Source organism: Actinoplanes sp. NPDC021490 (genome assembly GCF_055562135.1).
The window spans coordinates 241,643-256,896 of record NZ_JBVHFW010000003.1; the positions used below are offsets into that span (position 1 = coordinate 241,643).

Annotated in this window: 11 protein-coding genes; 3 read left to right on the plus strand and 8 right to left on the minus strand. The window is 71.3% G+C overall.

Annotation, left to right across the window (positions count from 1 at the left end; genetic code table 11):
- Positions 1 to 19 precede the first annotated feature (19 nt).
- The 4 genes from arfA to ACZ3I4_RS09420 are packed head-to-tail and all read right to left on the minus strand — an operon-like array spanning position 20 to position 4,675.
- Complete coding sequence (gene arfA / locus ACZ3I4_RS09405) at positions 20 to 1,555, minus strand: arabinosylfuranosidase ArfA (RefSeq protein WP_465381416.1); 1,536 nt, start codon at positions 1,553 to 1,555, stop codon at positions 20 to 22.
- On the minus strand, positions 1,552 to 2,397 hold the full coding sequence (locus tag ACZ3I4_RS09410; RefSeq protein WP_465381417.1) for a carbohydrate ABC transporter permease: 846 nt from the start codon (positions 2,395 to 2,397) through the stop codon (positions 1,552 to 1,554). Before ACZ3I4_RS09410 ends, arfA begins: the two co-directional genes overlap by 4 nt.
- Complete coding sequence (locus ACZ3I4_RS09415) at positions 2,394 to 3,320, minus strand: carbohydrate ABC transporter permease (protein WP_465381418.1); 927 nt, start codon at positions 3,318 to 3,320, stop codon at positions 2,394 to 2,396. The genes ACZ3I4_RS09410 and ACZ3I4_RS09415 overlap by 4 nt, the downstream gene beginning before the upstream one ends.
- Positions 3,321 to 3,322: 2 nt before the next feature.
- Positions 3,323 to 4,675 carry an extracellular solute-binding protein gene (locus ACZ3I4_RS09420; protein ID WP_465381419.1) on the minus strand — a complete coding sequence of 451 codons (1,353 nt, stop codon included), beginning with the start codon at positions 4,673 to 4,675 and terminating at the stop codon, positions 3,323 to 3,325.
- Positions 4,676 to 4,889: 214 nt separating this feature from the next.
- Between ACZ3I4_RS09420 and ACZ3I4_RS09425 the strand changes: the two genes are divergently transcribed.
- Positions 4,890 to 5,906, plus strand: a complete 1,017-nt coding sequence (locus ACZ3I4_RS09425) for a LacI family DNA-binding transcriptional regulator (RefSeq protein WP_465381420.1) — start codon at positions 4,890 to 4,892, stop codon at positions 5,904 to 5,906.
- Here ACZ3I4_RS09425 and ACZ3I4_RS09430 read toward each other — a convergent pair.
- Positions 5,893 to 6,672, minus strand: coding sequence for a class I SAM-dependent methyltransferase (locus ACZ3I4_RS09430; RefSeq protein ID WP_465381421.1), 780 nt, complete (start codon positions 6,670 to 6,672; stop codon positions 5,893 to 5,895). The two genes, ACZ3I4_RS09425 and ACZ3I4_RS09430, sit on opposite strands and share 14 nt — an antisense overlap.
- Positions 6,673 to 6,770: 98 nt before the next feature.
- Here ACZ3I4_RS09430 and ACZ3I4_RS09435 point away from each other — a divergent pair, with 98 nt between their 5' ends.
- Entirely contained in the window at positions 6,771 to 9,494 is a 2,724-nt protein-coding gene (locus ACZ3I4_RS09435; RefSeq protein ID WP_465381422.1) for an AAA family ATPase, read from the plus strand.
- A gap of 14 nt (positions 9,495 to 9,508) precedes the next feature.
- Here the strand turns inward: ACZ3I4_RS09435 and ACZ3I4_RS09440 are convergent, their stop codons facing one another.
- The 3 genes from ACZ3I4_RS09440 to ACZ3I4_RS09450 form a co-directional block, all read right to left on the minus strand.
- Positions 9,509 to 10,138, minus strand: coding sequence for a diguanylate cyclase domain-containing protein (locus tag ACZ3I4_RS09440; protein WP_465381423.1), 630 nt, complete (start codon positions 10,136 to 10,138; stop codon positions 9,509 to 9,511).
- A 6-nt stretch (positions 10,139 to 10,144) separates the two neighbouring features.
- Positions 10,145 to 10,576, minus strand: a complete 432-nt coding sequence (locus ACZ3I4_RS09445; RefSeq protein ID WP_465381424.1) for a DoxX family protein — start codon at positions 10,574 to 10,576, stop codon at positions 10,145 to 10,147.
- A gap of 198 nt (positions 10,577 to 10,774) precedes the next feature.
- Entirely contained in the window at positions 10,775 to 13,063 is a 2,289-nt protein-coding gene (locus ACZ3I4_RS09450; protein ID WP_465381425.1) for a putative bifunctional diguanylate cyclase/phosphodiesterase, read from the minus strand.
- Positions 13,064 to 13,259: 196 nt separating this feature from the next.
- Between ACZ3I4_RS09450 and ACZ3I4_RS09455 the strand changes: the two genes are divergently transcribed.
- On the plus strand, positions 13,260 to 15,122 hold the full coding sequence (locus ACZ3I4_RS09455; protein ID WP_465381426.1) for a diguanylate cyclase domain-containing protein: 1,863 nt from the start codon (positions 13,260 to 13,262) through the stop codon (positions 15,120 to 15,122).
- The last annotated feature ends 132 nt before the right edge of the window (positions 15,123 to 15,254 follow it).

The window sequence follows — 15,254 nt, forward strand, 5'->3', positions numbered from 1 at the left end:
CGGTGGATGAAGGCCCTGCTCAGCCGCTGAATGGCAGGGCGTGGCTAACGGTCTCCGGCTCAGTGGTCAGGCGGATCGCCACCCAGGAGACCGCGGGCAGGGTCACTCGGAGGGCGCCGTCGTCGAGTTCGAGGCCGGGGGCCGGGCAGGGGGTCACACGGTCGGGGTCCTGCTGTGTGTTGGTGGCGGTCAGGTCGGGGTCGGCGAGGAGCCACGACTCGGCGACCCTCGCCGGGCCGAAGGCGGTGAGCGGGAACGTCAGGTCGGCCGGGGATTCCGGCGAGCGGTTGACAGCGAAGACTGTCAGGTCGCCGGAGAGCGGGTCGTGGGTGGCCACCGCGTCCAGTGCGGGGACGTCGCCGAAGCGGGCGGCGGCGTACGTGGGGGAATCGATTTTGACGTCGAGGACCGAACCGGTGGCCAGGCGGGAGGTCAGGGCGAACGGGTGGAACGTGGTCTGCCGCCAGGCCGGGCCCTGCGGCTCGGCCCGGATGGGGGCGATGACGTTGACCAGCTGGGCCTGGCAGGCGGCGGTCACCCGGTCGCTGTGGCGCAGCAGCGAGATCAGCAGGCTTCCGACCACGACGGCGTCGGCGACGTTGTAGGTGTCCTCGATCAGGCGGGGCGCGGTCTGCCACTCCGGCGGGGTCGGGGCGTTCTGCCAACGGCTCAGATACCAGACGTTCCATTCGTCGAAGGAGATGTTGATGCGCTTGGTGGACTTGAGGCGGGCGCCCACGGCGTCGGCTGTTGCGGTCACGCTGGTGACGAAGTGGTCCATGTCCACGGCGGACGCCAGGAAAGAGGGCAGGTCGCCGTCGAGTGGTTCGTAGTAGGCGTGCGCGGAAATGTAGTCGACGGTGTCGTAAGCCAGCTCGAGCACCGTGGCCTCCCACGCGCCGAAGGTCGGCATGGTGGAATGGGAACTGCCGCAGGCGATCAGTTCCAGGCCGGGTTCGGCCGAGCGCAGGGCGCGGGCTGTTTCGGCGGCCAGCCGGCCGTATTCGTGGGCGGTTTTGTGGCCGGTCTGCCACGGGCCGTCCATCTCGTTGCCGAGGCAGAACATCTTTATCCCGTACGGTTTTCCGCCGCGCAGGCCGGACAGATGGGTGCCCTCGGGCTGGTTCAGAAACTCGTGGACGTCCAGGGCCTCCTGCACGCCCCGGGTTCCGAGGTTGAGGGCGTACATGACCTCGACCCCCGCCTTATCGGCCCAGCGCATGAATTCGCCGACGCCGACCTCGTTGGTTTCCAGGCTGTGCCAGGCCAGGTCGCGGCGCACGGGACGGTCGGCGACGGGGCCGATGCCGTCCTCCCAGCGATATCCGGAGACGAAATTGCCGCCGGGATAGCGGACCACGGAAACACCCATTTCCCGTACGAGGGAAAGCACGTCCTGCCGGAAGCCGTCCGCGTCGGCCGACGGGTGGGCGGGCTCGTAGATGCCGCCGTAGACGCAGCGGCCCAGGTGTTCGACGAACGAGCCGAACGTGCGGCGCGAGACCGGAGCCACGACGCGGGCGGGATCGAGGTTGAGCGAGGCGTGCAGAGTCATTTGAGGCTCCCGACGGACAACCCGCCCTGCCAGTATTTCTGGAGGGTGAGGAAGGCGACGATCAGCGGCACGATCGACACCAGCGAACCGGTGATGATGAGGTTCCAGAGGGACTGGCCGCCGGCGTTGTTCGAACTGGCCAGTTGGGTCCACAGGCCGATGCCGACGGGCAGCGGGAACAGTTTCGAGCTGGACAGCATGGTCAGCGGCAGGAAGAAATTGTTCCACGTCGTGACGATCGACAGCAGCAGCACGGTGATCACGCCCGGTTGCATGAGGGGAAGCGCCACCCGGACGAAGGTCCGTAGTTCGCCGGCGCCGTCGATGCGCGCGGCGTCGAGCAGTTCGTCGGGCACCGACCCGGCCGCGTAGACGCGCATGAGATAGACGGCGAACGGGCTGAGCAGCGACGGCAGGATAACCGCCCAGACGGTGTCGACCAGGCCGACGTTCGACATCAGCACGAACGTCGGAAGGACCAGCGCCGTCAACGGCACCATGACCGATCCGAGAACGAGCGCGAAAACCACGTTGCGGCCGCGGAAGCTGTATTTCGCGAATCCGTAGCCGGCCAGGACCGAGATGACGGTGCAGCCGACGCCGCCCGCGAGCGCGTAGAGAACCGAGTTGCCGAGCCATCGCACGAACTCGCCGTTGTTGAACGCGAAGAGGTCGCGCAGATTGCCGGCCAGGTGGAAACCGTTGAACCACAAGGCTCCCGAGCCGGAGAACAGGCCTTCGGCGTTCTTCGTGCTGGCCACGATCAGCCACCACACGGGGATGAGGAAATAGCCGCAGAGCGCCAGCAGGAGGAGTTTCGCGCCCACGTGACGAGGTCTCATGAGAACAGGCTCCCCCGCTTGCGGGTGGCGAACATGAAGACGGCGACGACCAGGAAGACCACGAAGCCCAGCGAGAACGAGATCGCCGAGGCGTAGTTGAACTGGGCGTACCGGAAGGCCAGGTTGTACGCGTAGATGTTGGGCGTGAAGTCGGGCGTCACCGAGCCGTTGGCGATCGGGCCGAGGATCTGCGGCTCGGTGAAGAACTGCAGGGTGCCGATCAGCGAGAAGATCAGGATCAGCACGAGCGCCGACGACACCATCGGCACCTTGATGCGGAAGGCGATCTGGCGGGCGTTGGCCCCGTCGATCCGGGCCGCCTCGTAGATCGACGAGTCGATGCTGCGCAGCGCGGCGTAGATGATGATCATGTAGTAGCCGGACCACTGCCAGGTCACCACGTTGAGCAGGCCGTAGAAGATGTTGCCCTGGCTGAGCAGGAACGGCGCCCGCACGTCGAAGGCTCCGGCGATCTGCTCGATCGGGCCGAAGCTCGGGCTGTAGAGGAAGCCCCACATGAGAGCGCCGAGAACGACCGGGATCGCGTACGGGAGGAAGATGACCAGCCGGCTGAAGCGCGCGAGCCGGCCGGTCACCTCGTCGAGGACCAGCGCGGCGACGAGCGCCACGACGATCTGGAGCGGGATGACCACGACGCTGAACCTGAGCACGAACCACAGGCCCTTGCGGAACGACGGGTCGCCGAACGCGCGGGTGTAGTTGTCGAACCCGGCGAACGTGGTGCCGGTGGCCAGCCCCTTGGTGTAGAGGCTGAGGTAGCCGGCGTAGAGCAGCGGAGCGAGCAGGAAAGCCACGAAGACGATCAGGAACGGGACGACGAAGAACCAGCCCGGGCTGAGCCTCCGCCGTGCCGCCGCGGGCTTCGTCGGCCGGGACGTGGGAGTCGACAGGGTCTGCACCATGGTCAGCTCACCGTGAAGCCCTGGCTCTTCGCGTACTCGACGATCTGGTTGTGCAGGTCGGTCGCCGCCTGCGCGCCCGTCGTCTTCCCGCCGAGGATCTTGACGATCTGGGCCTGCAACTGGGCGTAGTAGTAGACCGTGAACGGGCTGTAGACCGCACCCTTGTACGCGTTCTCGGCCGGGATGTAGATGTCCTTGTTCGCGGTCTGCCCGTTGAAGAAGGCGACCTTCGCGTTGACGAACTCGTCGGACTTCAGCACGCCTTGATTGAGCGGGAAGATGGTCTGCGTCTTCCAGCCGTCGGTGAGCGAGGCCTCGTCGGCGTAGATCCCGATCGCGACCTTGGCCGCCAGGGCCTTGTCGGCGGCCTGCGAGGTGACGGCGAACGCGGACCCGCCCCAGTTGACCGAGACCGGGTTGGCCGGATCCCACTGCGGCAGCGGCGCGACGGCGAACTTGCCCTTGTCCTTGCCGGCGCCCACCCCGGAGCCGGACAGATAACCGGGCGCCCACGCGGCCGAGACGTAGGTGGCGTACTTGCCGCCGACCATGCCGGCGATGTAGTCGGTGGTGAACTGGTCCTCCTTGCCGACCAGGCCCTTGGTCGCCAGCTCGCCCCAGTAGGTCAGCACGTCCTTGGTGGCCTGGTCGTCCAGCTTGATGGTGATCTTCTGCTTGTCGGCCAGGTTGTAGACGAACGGCTGGGCGCCCTTCTGGATCATCAGGGCGGTGGTCAGGGCGGGCACGTTGCTGCCGAAGTCGCCGAACACGGGACCGCCGGCCGCCTTGACCTTCGCGGCCGCCTCGGCGTACTCGGCCCAGGTCTTCGGGGGCTGGATCTTGTATTTGCTGAAGACGTCGGTGCGGTAGATGAGCGCCATCGGACCGCCGTCGACCGGGATCGCGTAGACGGCCTCGCCCTGCGAGACGTCCTTCCACGCGCCCTCGCTGAAGTTCTTCTTGACGTCGTTGGCGCCGTACGGGGCCAGGTCGACCAGAGCGTCCTGGATCTCGAACCCGACGAGCTGGTCGGCCTCGAGCATGATGACGTCGGGCGCGCCCTTCTTGGCCGAGATCGCGGTCTGGAACTTCTGATACTCGGGCTGGCCCTGGCCGGCGTTGGTCCAGCAGATCTGGACGTCGGTGTGCAGGTTGTTGAAGTTGTCGACGACCTTGGCCATGTTCGGGTACCACGCCCAGACCAGCACCCGGGGCGCCTCGTCGTGGACGACCTTGTTCGTGCAGTTGGTGGGCTTGGCAGCGGTGCCACCGCCGTCGCCGTCGTCGTCTCCGCCGCAGGCGGCCGTGGAGAACGCGACGGTCAGGCACAGCAGGGCAGCGGGGATTCTGCGCATTTTCCTGGCCTCCGGAAACATCGCGCACCGTTCCTAGGGCAGGAGTCATCACCGAGCGTGATAGAGCCCGTGCCGCGGCGCGCTATGGGTGGGATGCCGAGGAGGGTGAGGGGAGAACACACTCGCCGGTTTCGAGAACTTTGAGATGCGATTGCAGCGCTGCAAAGGACTATGCTCCGTCGCGCGGATCCTGGCAAGAGATGGGAAACAATCAATGCGCGAAACTACGCTGCGCGATGTCGCCGACCTGGCCGGCGTCTCGCCGCGCACGGTCTCCAACGTGGTCAACGGCTATGCCAAGGTCACCGACGCCACCCGCGAGAAGGTCGAACGGGCCATCGCCCAGCTCGGATACCGGCCCAACGTCCTCGCGCGCAACCTGGCCAACGGCCGCTCGGGGCAGATCGTCGTGGTGGTGCCCTATCTCGACACCCCGTACTTCTCCGAACTGCTGCAGGCGATCATCCCGGCCGCCCGCGAGGCCGGCTACAACGTGCTCGTCGACCAGACCGACGGCGACCGCGCGCACGAGTCCTCGCTGGTCGGGCGGGGGGCCCGGCAACTGCTCTTCGACGGCATGATCTTCAGCCCGCTCGGGCTGTCCCAGGACGATCTGTCCGTACGGGATCCCGCCCTGCCCCTGGTCGTGCTGGGGGAACGCCGCTCCGACGGCACCTTCGACCACGTGGGCATCGACGACGTGGCCGCCTCGGCCGAGGCCGTCGGGCACCTGATCGGAATCGGACGACGACGGATCGCGGCCATCGGCGACCAGCCCTATCCGACGGGCGAGGCGGCCCAGTTGCGCACGCGCGGATTCCGGGCGGCCCACGCGGCGGCCGGCCTGACCGTCGACGAGTCCCTGATCATCGGGACGGCCCGGTTCAACCGGCTCGACGGCGCGACCGCGATGGCCGCGCTGCTCGACCGGGACGACCGGCCCGACGCCGTGTTCTGCTACAGCGACCTGGTCGCCTCGGGGGCCATCCACACGCTGCTCCAGCGGGGACTGCGGGTGCCCGAGGACGTGGCGATCATCGGATACGACGACATCGAGGACGGGCGGTACGGGCGGCCCACGATCAGCACGATCTCGCCGGACAAGGGCGCGATCGCGCGGATCGCCGTCCAGCGGCTGGTGCTGCGGATGGGCAGCGCGGAACCCGTACCGGGACAGGAGATCCGCGCGGCCCATCGGCTGATCCCGCGGCAGAGCACTACCGGCGCTTGACCGCCCCGATCAGAAGCGGCCACATCGCGATGTGGTCCGGATGCTCGCCCTCGGCCTGCCGCATGTCGTCCAGGAACCAGTCACGTTGCTCCTCGGTGATCAGGCCCTGCTGCAGGGCGAGCGGCGCGATGCTGCGGTAGGTCGCCGTCAGCATGGCCCCGGAATCCGCCATCGTGCCGAGCCGGCCCGCCACGTCGGTGAGGTCGGGCGCGCCGATGCCGGCCGCGGTGAACAGGGCGGGCAGGCGCAGGCCGATCCGGTGGTCGCGGCCGGCTGCCGTGTAGGCCCCGAGGAAGACCCGCCGCCACTCGTCGAGCACCGGCAGCGCCGGGATCGACGTCACTGCCTCCATGTCGTAGTCCTGCAGCACGAGCCGCCCGCCGGGCGCCACCCACCGCCACATCCGGCTCAGCGCCCCGACCGGGTCCTTCATGTGCAGCAGGATCAGGCGGCCGTAGACGATGTCGAAGCTCTGCGCCGGCACCGCGTCGTCGTCGGTCTCCAGGTCGGCCCGTACGAACGTCCCGCCCGCCCCGGCCGCGGCCTCCCCCATCTCGGCGTCCAGATCGATTCCGGTCACCTGGCCGCCTCGGCCGGCCATCAGCTCCATCACCGCGCCGGTGCCGCAGCCGACGTCCAGACAGCGGTCGCCCGGTGACAGCCCCGCAAGGTCGAGCAGCCGGCCGGTGGCCCGCTGCCAGATCGCGGCCTGCCGGCGCAGCCGTTCGTGCTCCTCGGCCGTACGACCCATGACGTACCCGGTCATGATGCTCCCCCTCGACTGTCGGGCATGTGCCTCCACGCTGGCCCGGGGCGGCGACCGGGAGCATCGTGGAGGCTCTACCGAGATTTGGCGTACCGATGATGCGAAGTCAGCCCGAGGTGACCGTCGCGCTGCGGTCGGCCGCGGCCGGTTCGGGCCGTCTGCTGACCGTCCGGGGCGAGGCCGGGACAGGAAAGTCCGTGCTGGTGGCAGCGGCGGTGGCGGACGCCCGCGAGCGGGGACTGACCGTGCTGCGGGCGCGGGGCGGCCCGCTCGACCGCGACTTCGCGTTCGGAATAGCCCGGCAGGCCTTCGCCCCGTTGCAGGCCGCGCCCGGCTGGCCGGAACTGTGCCGGGGGCCGGCCGCGCTGGGTGAGCGCGTGCTGGACGGCGGCGCCCCGCTCGACGGGCCCTATGCGGCCACGCACGGGCTCTTCTGCCTGACGGCGGCGGTGGCGGCCCGCAACCCGGCGGTCCTGGTCGTCGACGACGTGCACTGGGCCGATGTCGCCTCGCAGCACTGGCTGGCCGCGCTGGCCCGGCGGGCCGACGAGCTGCCGCTGACGCTGGTGCTGACCGCGGGCACGGGTGCGCCCGTCCTCGGCGAACTGCTGGCGGGCACGGTGGTCACGCTGGGCCCGCTCGACGCCGCGGCCTCGGCCGGGCTGGTGCGGGAGCGGTTCCCGGCCGCCGAAGCGGCGTTCGCGGCCGCCTGCCATGCGGCCAGCGGCGGAAATCCGTACCTGCTGACGGCTCTGCTGACCCACTCGGACGGCCACTCGGCGCCGGCCGTGAGCCCCGCCGAGGTCGCGCGCTGGCTGTCGCTGCGGCTCTCCCGGATGCCGGACGGCTGCGCGGCCCTGGCCACGGGCCTGGCCCTGCTCGGACCGGCGGCCCGGCTGAACGACGCGGCCGCGCTGGCCGGGCTGGCTCCGGACCGGGCGGCGGCGTGCGCCGACGCGTTGCGGGCGGCGGGGGTGCTGTCGCACGAGGACTGGTCGCCGGCCAACCCGATGATCGCGTCGGCGTTGCCGGAACGTCTCGGCGCGGCGGAGCGCGGGCTGTGGCACGCCCGGGCGGCCGCGCTGCTGACCGCGCGAGGGTCCGATCCGGAACGCACGGCCGGGCATCTGCTGCGGACCGAGCCGGCGGGCTGTCCGGAGGTGGTGGCGATGTTGCGCGCGGCCGCCACACAGGCCGCGGGGCGTGGGGCGCCGGAGAGTGCGGCGGTCTATCTGCGACGGGCGCTCGACGAGCCGGTGGCCGACCGGGCCGACGACGCGGCAATCCGGCTCGAACTGGCGCTCGCGCTGTCCGCGGGGCGCCAGGAGGGCGCGCAGGCGCTGGCCTACGAGGCGGTGGCGCGGATCGCCGACCCCGCGGCGCGGGCCGAGGCGGCGTTGCGCTGCGGGCGGGCGCTGGCGATCAGCGCCTACGGGGCGGCGGCCATCGCGGTGTGCCGGCTCGCGCTGGACACCCCGGGGGCGGGCGTTCCGGCGGCGACGATGGCCCGGCTCGAGGCCGAGCTCGCCGGTGCCGCGGGAATGGACAGTCGCACCCGGGCGCTGGGGCGGGGACTGGTCGAACGCTGCCGGCGGGACCCACCGGCGCTGCCCCTGTGGCGGGTCGTCGAGGCCATGGAAGACACCTTCGCCGGGCGGGCGGCGGCCGGCACCCTGGCCCTGCTGCGGCCGCTCCTGCAGAGCGGCGCGCTGGCCCAGGAGCAGGACTCCCTGTTGCCCACGATGGCCGGGCTGACGCTCATCGTCAACGGCGACACCCGGACGGCCCGGGCAATGAGCGAGGCGGTGACCGCGGCGGCGGAGGCGCGGGGATGGCTCAGCACGGTGGCGCACGGGCGGTTCCTGCGGTCGCTCGCGGTGCTGCCGGCCGGGCTGGTCACCGAGGCCATCGCCGACGCGCGGGCCGCGGTGGAGTTCAAGCTGAGCAGCCACACGCCGCCGGAGGGGCTGCTGTTCGCGCTGTGCCCGCTGATCGACGCGCTCGTCGAGGCGGACCGGCTCACCGAGGCTGACGCGCTGATCGCGGCGGCGTTCCCCGGGCCGCCACCCCCGTACGGGCTCAGCAGTCCGCTGTTCCTGCAGAGCCGGGGGCGGCTGCGGTGGGCGCAGGAACGGCCGGTCGAGGCGATCGCCGATCTGCGGGCGGCCGGGCGGATGTGGGACGAGCTGGGCGTCAGCCATCCGGGGCTGGCCTCGTGGCGGGCCGATCTGGTCGCGCCGTCGCGGGCCGTGGGAGCGCCGGACGACAAGAGTGCCCGGGAGCATCTCGAGGCGGCCGAGGAGGCGGCGGCGCCGGGAGCGCTCAGCTATGCGTTGCAAGTGGCGGCCTCGGTGGCGGGCCGGGACGAGCGGTTGCCGATGATGGAGCGGGCGGTCGCGGTCTGCGGGGGGACGCCGGAACGGCTCGCCTGGGCGTACGGGCTCGTCGCCCTGGGAAGCGCCCTGCGGCGGGCCGGTCGGCGGGAGGCGGCGCGTGGTCCGCTGCGTACGGGACTGGAGGTCGCCGCGGCGGGAGGCGCTCATCGGCTGGCGGCCCGCGCGACGGCCGAACTGCACGCGGCGGGCGCGCGGCCCCGGCGGGTGGCGACGCACGGGCCCGCGGCGCTGACCGAGGCCGAGCAGCAGGTGGCCGGGATGGCCGCGGGCGGGCTGACCAACCGGGAGATCGCGCTGAGGCTGGTGCTGAGCCGGCGCACGATCGAGACGCACCTGGCCCACGCTTATCACAAGCTGGGCATCGCCTCGCGCCGCGACCTGACGGCGGCGCTGAGCCCGGAGGGCCCGGCCCACCGGCCCGCGTAGGCCGCCGGCGATCGTCAGGCCATCGGGGTCAGCAGCGCCTCGTCGGCCAGGAACAGCGGATTGGCCCGGGCCGGCTGGGGAACGGCGTAGTGGAAGCCCATCCCCTGCCAGTAGCCGAGGTCGTGGAGCTTCTCGGCCTGCGCGGCACTCTCCACGGCCTCGAGCCCGGTCAGCGAGCCCTGGCCCAGCCGCACGATGGGCTGGTAGACGAGCTCCATCTGGCCGCCCTCGACCGCCTCGTGCAGACCGTCGAGCAGGGCGGCCTGGTCGAGGAAGCGGCGCTTGAGGCCCGGCTCGTAATGGCGCGGCCGGCCCCGGCCGAGGGTCTTGGCCACGCGCAGGGCCATGTCGGCCTTGTTCAGCAGGTCGTTTCCGGTGTCACCGGGCGCACCGACGGCCACGCCCACACTGGCCCGGGCCGAGACCGGACGGCCGCCGGCGTCGATCGGGGCGGCCGTCGCGGCCTGGAGGCGGCCGGCCAGTTCCTCGAGCGCGGGCACGGCGATGCCGGGGGCCAGCACCACGAACTGGTCGCCGCCGAGCCGCCCGACGACGTCGCCGTCGCGCACGGCGCCGCGCAGCAGATCGGCCACCGCGGCCAGGATGCGGTCGGAACGACCGATCCCGCGCCACCCGCCGGCCATGGACGGCTACTGCGGAGTCGGGCTCAAGGCCTGAGTTCCGGTACGACGTTTGAGCAGCGCGTCGACCGACCACGGGCCCGCGCCGAGGACAGCGATGGCCAGGAAGGCCCACGCGTAAAGGGCCGGCGACACGCCGCCGTTCTCGATCGGCAGCAGGCCCTGCGGCTGGTGTACGACGAAATAGGCGTACGCCATGGAACCGGAGGCCAGAATCGCCGCGGGGCGCGTGAGGACGCCGGCCATCACGAGGATGCCGCAGACCAGCTGGATGAGCCCGGCCCACCAGCCCGGCCACGCCCCCATCGGCGCCGGGTCGCCCGAGCCTTCGACGCCGCCGAACAGGCCGAGCACCGTACGGGCGCCGTGGAACGTGAAGAGCAGGCCGATCACGATCCGGAAAACCGACCAGAACGGGCCCGAAAAACGGTGAGTGTCCATGTGTTCTCCCTAGTCAGGGGGACATTACATAGACGTACGTTAATTAGTTGAAGGTTGGGCCAACAAGCGTCCCGGACCACTGAATCCGAATCGAGCGACATCGGCCAGTTGTCGGAAATATGTCCCGCCGGCGACATGCGCTGATCACTTCGCGTGTCTCAGAAAGAACTCAGAGAGAGTGCTTTCCACCACATCCGGCTAGACGCGGGTGGGAATCAGGCGGGCCTCGATCTCGGTGGCGGTGACGGGCCGGCCGAACAGGTAGCCCTGAGCCAGCCGGTAGCCGGCGGCGTGCAGGCGGTGAGCCTGGTCCTCGGTCTCGACGCCCTCGGCCACCGCCTCGATGCGCAGGCCGTTGGTGAAGCCGATCAGATGCTCGACGATCACCGCACCGGCGTGGTCGGCGGCGTCGCCGCTGACAAACGACTTGTCGACCTTGAGAACGTCGACCGGGACGGTGAGCAGCAGGCTCAGCGAGGACTGGCCGGTGCCGAAGTCGTCCAGCGCCACCCGCAGGCCCCGTTCGCGCAGCTCCCGGACGGCCTCGAGCGGCGCGCCGGCCTCGAACACAGCCGTCTCGGTGACCTCCAGCAGCAGGCCGGCGCGGTCCACCCCCGTACGGGCGAGAATGTCCTCGACCTCGGCGAGGAAACCGGGCTCGGCGAGCTGGCGCGCGGACACGTTGATGCTGACCTTCGACGGCGCGTGCGGGCCGAAGCGGTGCTGCCACTCGGCGGCCTGGCGGCAGGCGCTCTCGAGCACCCAGCGGCCGATCTCGACGATCCCGCCGTTGCGCTCGGCCAGCGGGATGAACTCGTCGGGCGGGACCAGCCCGTGGACCGGGTGGCGCCAGCGCAGCAGCACCTCGACGCCGGTCGCGCGGCCGTGCGGCAACTCCACAATCGGCTGGAAGAGCAGGAAGAACTCGTCGCGGTCGAGCGCGCCGAGCAGGTCGGCGCCGAGCCGGGCGGTCCGCTGGGCCTGCTCGTCCATCGCGGCGTCGAACCAGTGCCGCCGGTCGCCGCCCTGGGCCTTCGCCTCGTACATGGCCACGTCGGCCCGGCGCAGCAGGTCGACGCCGGCGTCGCCGTCACGCGCGGTGGTCACGCCGATGCTGGCCACGCTGCGCACGCCGGCGCCCAGCGAGGTCGGCTCGCGCAGGGTGGCGAGCACGCGCTCGAGGATCAGCTCGACCCGGCCGTCGGTGACGTCGCGCAACACGATCGTGAACTCGTCGCCGCCGAGCCGGGCCACCATGCCCTCGCTGCCGACAGCGGCGCGCAGGCGATGGCTGACCACCATCAGCAGCGAGTCGCCGGTGGTGTGGCCGAGCCGGTCGTTGACGCTCTTGAAGTCGTCCATGTCGAGCAGGGCCACATGGAACGGCGCCCCGGTGGCCAGCAGCAGATCGACGGTCTCCTCGAACAGCGCACGGTTGCCGACCCCGGTGAGCGTGTCGTGGGTGGCCTGGTACGTCAGCTGGTCCTGGGTCTCGCGCAGCCGGCTGAGGCTGGCGTCGACGGTGGTCAGCAGCCGCCGGTTCTCGCGCAACGCGTACACCTGACGCAGCATGACCAGCACCGTGAGCACGGCCGTGCTGATCCGCACCGCCGTGCTGTTGCCGCCGACCCACAGCAGGAGGGCGTCCATGGCCACGACGGCGACGTACGGCACCGCGCTGATCCGCCGGCTGCGGCGCGACCGGGGCGGGCGGCAGTCGCTGCGAAGCTGCCGTCCGGCGGCCAGCACGATGCCGAGCGCGGCCACCGGCACGGCGACGAAACTCGACGAAAGGTACGGCCGGCCGACGAGGAACGGGGACAGGCTGCCCAGCAACCCGCTGACCGCGCACGCGGCCGCGAGGATGTAGAGGGCCCGCCGGTCGAGCCGGCCGGCCCCGGCGAACGCCACCTTGATGAAGGTGATCGTGGCGAGGAGGCCGACGACCACGATGGCCAGCATGGCGCCGGCCGACCCGGTCTGGGCCACCCACGCGTCCTGGTTGCTGAGCGAGAACTGCGAGACGAATGCGCCACCGGCGACGAGCACGACGCACGAGTCGAGCAGGAAGCGGACCCAGTCGCCGCGGCTGCGCTGCCAGGACGGCAGCCGCAGCAGCGCCCAGATCACCACCGCGATGACGGCCAGGTACCACGTCGTGGTGACGCGTCCGATCCGCTGCGAGGGCTCGGCGCCCCCGAGCGCGTCGACCATGTTGGCGACCACGCCCCCGGTGAAGAGCACGCCGGCCAGCGCCAGATGCCGCCAGAACCGCCGCGTGGCCGGGTCGAGCAGCTCCAACCGGGAGGCCCGCAGGCAGGCGTACGCGGCCAGGGCCGTGCTGACCGGCAAGGGCAGCCAGCCGACCACGGGGTGGGACCACTCGTGACCGAGCCCGGCCAGGAGCCACGCGGCGTCGGCCAGTACGAGCAGCGCGCCGGACACCGCGAGGGCGTTCCGGTACAGCCACAGCTTCGCCTGCTCCAAAACCCTGCCTCATTTCCCGTGAGCCGTCGTCGGGTGCCTTTATCGGCCCGGCCCCGGCGATCTGAAGCAAACCCGGGGACCCGCCGCCCGCAGGAGATCGACCGGACTGATCGATCCGGATAGCCTCGTCGTTTCCTCACGTGCTCGTGGATGCTGCCGATGAGCAGGCCATGGACGGCCGCGGAACGGAGCCTGCATGAGAGACCTCGCACGCCGGCCGGACCCGGCGTTGGCCGGGCTCGCGGCGTTCAGCGTGGCGATCGTGCTGTGGTTCCTGGCCGGGCCGGGCGGCGCGACCACGTCCTGGGCCGTGCAGACGTGCCTCGACGTGCTGATCGCGGGGTTCGCGGTCCGGATGATCCGGGCCACCGCGGACGACCGGTACGCCCGCCGCTTCTGGCGCGCGGTCATGATCACCGGCGTGCTCTGCGCGTTCGGCGACGGCTACCAGACGGTCCTCACGGTCGCCCACGGCGCGAACCACCAGCCGAGCCCGATCCAGACCGGCCTGGTGGTGCTCGGCATGCTCACGGTCGTGGTCACGATGCTGTTCCACCCGCTCGGCGGGTCCGGGCGGCAGCGACTGCGCCTGTGGCTGGACGCGGCCACGGTGCTCACCTCGGTCATCGTCTTCCTCTGGTATTTCGTGCTGGCCCAGGTCGTGACCGACGGCGACACCACCGAACTGGTCGGCGCGGTCGCCACCTCGGCGGTCATGCTGCTGATCACCGTCGGCCTGCTCAAGCTGCTGCTCAGCGGCACCGCCCCGTTCGGGCGCGGCCCCGGCATCGTGGCCAGCATCGGTGTGGCCGGGACGGCGATCGCGGCCTCCACGGTCACCCTGCTGACCGGCACCGACGACCCCGGCGTCATCTACGCCTCCCAGCTCGTGCCGTGCCTGCTGATGCCGATGGGCATGCGGTACCAGGAGTTGCAGATGCGCCGCCGCGGCACCGAGGCGGGCCGGGCCGGGCGGCGGCGGTCCAGCCGTCTCCCGTACGTGGCCGTCGGCGCGGTGCAGCTGCTGCTCATCGCCGCCCTGATCGGCCGGGGCGGCGACCTGCGCGTGTGGGGCGTGACGCTCGGCGCGGTCGGCATCACCGCGCTGGTGCTGAGCCGGCAGATCGCCGCGTTCACCGACAACGAGCGCCTGATCGACGAGATCGACCGCAGCCGCGAGTGGTTCCGGTCGCTGGTGCAGCACTCCTCCGACGTCACGCTGGTGGCCGGCCGGGACGGGTCGGTGCACTTCGCCACCCCGGCCGTGCAGAAGGTGCTGGGCATCGGGGCCGACGAGATCGACGGCACGGCGCTGGCTGACCGGGTGCATCCCGAGGACACGACGGTGCTGCACGATCTCATGCAGCGGCTGACCGCCCGGCCGGGCGCCGAGGCCGACGCCCAGGTGCGGTTGCGGCACACCGACGGGTCGTACCGGTGGCTGCAGGTGGTCGGGGTCGACCTCACCGGCAACCCCAGCGTGAACGCGATCGTCTTCAACGCCCGCGACGTCACCGAGGCCCGGGCGCTGCACGAGGAGCTGAGCCACCGGGCCACCCACGACGCGCTGACCGGGCTGGCCGACCGCAGCCTGCTCGAGCAGCGGCTCGCCGGCTCGGCCGAGGATCAGGTCAGCGTGCTGCTGATCGACCTCGACGGGTTCAAGCCGATCAACGACCGGCACGGTCACCACGCCGGCGACCAGGTGCTGATCGCCGTGGCCGAGCGGCTGGCCACCTGGACCTCCGGAGACGACCTGGCCGTACGCCTCGGCGGCGACGAGTTCGCCGTGCTGCTGCCCGGCTCCGCCGCCGCGGCGGCCGCCGACCGGGCCGAGCACATCGCGCTGGCCGTGGCCGAGCCGATCCGGCTGCCGGACGGGCGCGAGGTCACCGTCGGCGCCAGCGTCGGCGTGGCCACGGGCGCCCCGGGCGACGCGACGCAACTGCTCAAGGACGCCGACGCGGCGATGTACCGCAAGAAGGCCCTCCGCAGTTCGTTAGGTCGACCTGGTAAATCCGCCGTTCGGAGGGACGACCGGCGGACGGCGGCCCGGTAGCGTCTGTTCCGGCAACCGCACCGACCGGTCGAGGTCGCGCAGCATGGCCCGGTGGGCGAGGAGAAGTCCGCTCGGTTCGTTGTTCATGCCGACACCGTGCCGGGCACCGCCTTCGGCCGGCCTAAGGACGGC